This window comes from Desulfothermus okinawensis JCM 13304 (genome assembly GCF_054654515.1).
The window spans coordinates 1-2,906 of record NZ_BAAIEW010000052.1; the positions used below are offsets into that span (position 1 = coordinate 1).

2 protein-coding genes are annotated in these 2,906 nt (G+C 41.3%); both read left to right on the forward strand.

All coding sequences use genetic code 11. The features are described from left to right. The first annotated feature begins 571 nt into the window (after positions 1 to 571). Positions 572 to 1,633, forward strand: a complete 1,062-nt coding sequence (locus ACYQ0O_RS12895) for a Shedu anti-phage system protein SduA domain-containing protein (protein WP_459893722.1) — start codon at positions 572 to 574, stop codon at positions 1,631 to 1,633. A gap of 703 nt (positions 1,634 to 2,336) precedes the next feature. After that, on the forward strand, positions 2,337 to 2,906 hold a 570-nt coding region (locus ACYQ0O_RS12900), incomplete at its 3' end, for a reverse transcriptase domain-containing protein (protein WP_459893724.1).

Genomic DNA, 2,906 nt, shown 5'->3' on the forward strand with positions numbered 1-2,906 from the left:
TTGATCAAGCAATGATCATTGAAGGTCTCAACCTGCCGCGTAGCGGCTTACTTGAACAAGGCGCTGCAGGGGACGCCAAATAGCTCGGCGGTCGTTGTTGCGCCGTGCTCCGCATCAAGTCCATTGCAAATTGTAGGTTGGTAGCCCCGCAAATTTGGCGCCCCTGAGCTTTCACGTTATAATAAAAAATAGAAAATAATCTCTAGAAGCGAACATCCTGATATTGTAGACAATTCAATAAGTATAAATGATTTGTTGTACTGGGGAGACAATGCAATAGAAGAAAAATAGGCTCCTTGCAATATAGATAATACCTGAATCCTGGTGATTATATCGGGATAAAATCTAAAGAAAAGCAGCATCTTGATAAGCAATAAATGAAAAGAGACCTTTTATTGATTAAAAGGTCAGAACATACAAAAAATACAAAAGCTGAAGACAATTAGACAAGTAGGAGTTGAAGCCATAAATAAAATAATATATTATAACCAATCACTACACTTGACCGCTCTTCCGCTTCGCCCTTCGGCCTCGCTACATAGCGGCAAGTGAGTTTGAGCGTTAGATAAAAATGGAATATCTTGCAGATCATATTGTATCTTATCTTCGCAAATTAGATTCATCATTGGAACAACTGTCCAAACATCAAGAAGGAAAGCTTCATAATTTACCTAAGTGGACATTAAATCCACGTAGGATTTCTATTGGTTTTAATAAAAATAAAACTTTTGCAATAGTTAAAATTGTTCCCGATGATTCATTGGAAGATGATTCAATTACAGAAGTGTTACTTCGTACACAGGAAGATATCAATAAACTAGTAGAACCAGCAAAAGTTAGCTTCACGCCGTATAATTTGCCATTAATTGAGTTTAAGCCAGTTTCTAATATAATAATTCAATATGAGTCAGAAAGTTATCCCGGCTTTATTTTTAAAGAAGATGTATTCCAAGGAATCTTAGGATATGGGAAAGTAGACACACTCTTTGAATATTTTAGAAAAGAAAAAGCACAATTAGAGGCTATTAATATATGGAATAAGATTCAATTAAATATTAAAGAAGAATCTTTTATATATGGTGTGTCTAATATTTTTTCTACATTAGCTAAGATTATAAAGAGGAAAGCTTTTTTGGAACGCAGAATCCATAGATTTTTAAATGAGCATCAATGTATTTTATTACCTTCTTTCAAGAATTGTTTTTTTGAATTGAAATTCAAATTAAATAGACAAATTAGAAAGGCAGATTTTGTATTAGAAAGGGAATCTGGTATGCCAGCCTTACTTATTGAATTAGAAAACCCAGTTCATAACATCTTTACTAAACGAGGAGAGTATACATCTCAAGCAAATCATGCACGAGCACAAATTGCTGAATGGGTAAAGTTTATAGATGAAAATCCCCAAGAAAACGCCAGTGGAGATCTATCTTTTTTAAGAGGAAAAAAAGAACGGCTCGTCGTCATGGGACGTGGATTGGAAAATAAAGAAAAAATGCTTGATTCGAGATATTCTGATACCATGATATGGACCTATGACTTATTGATAGCAGAAGCAAAAAATAGATGGAATCAAATTATTGACAGTCAATGTGATATTCTCAGAGTGAAAAGATTAACACCTTTTAAATGAGATCAAGAAGTTGATTATCTAACAAGCCAGTGCACCAGACCGCCAATCCGCAGCGCCCTTCGGGCTTGCGTCTTGTCGGCAAGTGACCCAGGTCGTGTACGAGGTTTCGAACTCGTAATCTAATAACCTGAAAGGAGGTTATCATATCAATTGCCCTTTTAGATATGTAGGCTGGGGGCGGGTTCGTGCGGTAACGCACGGGCTGAACTTGCCCCGACACGGTGTTGAGACGGCTCCTGTACTTTTTGAGACAGGGGTTTTACCCAGTCAGGGATGCCGGCCAAAGCCGCAGGCCGCAGCATAAAGCGAATGGTGCAGCCTCGTAAGGTCACTCCGGACGGTTTAGCTGGGAGAGTCCGGATGCGGGACAAACCTGCGTTGAGGCAGGATACACGCCGATCTTCTACGACTATGGAGAAGGCCAATGTTCACAGGGAAGCAAAGGGCACATGCACCTGTGGAGGACCCGGGGTAAGGCCAGTGGCATGCGGTGAAAGAATACGAGTGTTGGACCTGAGATCCCTGTATCTCTGTATGGCTTCGAGATACAGTAAGTTGGGTGCAAGCGGTGTGAGATCCACAAGGCCCAATGGCGGATGCAGGGAAGTCGGAGCGGTCCTGAAGTGATGAAGGCAGGGACAACACAATCCTGCTGGAGCGTAAGACCGTACTTCGATCGTGTCTGGGATGACGATAGTGGAGCATGAGTGCTTCAAAAGGAGCTATGAACGTGCGTAATAAAGTCCCATTATTGCAGACCAGGCTGTCCCATGCGGCGAAACAGTCGCTTAATCGGAAGTTCGGAGCACTATATGACAAGATATACCGTTCGGATGTTCTCTGGGTTGCATGGAAGCGTGTTAAGTCAAATAAGGGTGCGCCTGGTGTGGATGATGTGAGCATTGATTATGTGAAGGAAGTTATTGGGGAGGTAGAGTTTCTGAAGGAAATTCAGGAAGAGCTGCACTCCCGTACATACAGACCTTCTCCAGTACTTAGATGCTGGATCGACAAGCCAGGCAAATCTGAAAAACGACCACTTGGCATTCCTGTACTGAAGGATCGTGTGGTTCAAATGGCAACAAAGTTGGTGATAGAGCCGATATTCGAGACGAATTTTCTTCCATGTTCCTATGGATTTCGTCCTGGGCGAAGCACTCACGATGCCATTGACAAGATACGTCGGGAAATAACCTTTGAAAGGCGTGGTGTAGTAATAGATGCGGACATCAAGGGTTATTTTCAGAACATAGACCATGATCTTTTACTGGAA

Bases quoted from the DNA above. Each gene is read 5' to 3' on its own strand.
- ACYQ0O_RS12895 (WP_459893722.1), top strand. From the start codon at position 572: ATGGAATATCTTGCAGATCATATTGTATCTTATCTTCGCAAATTAGAT.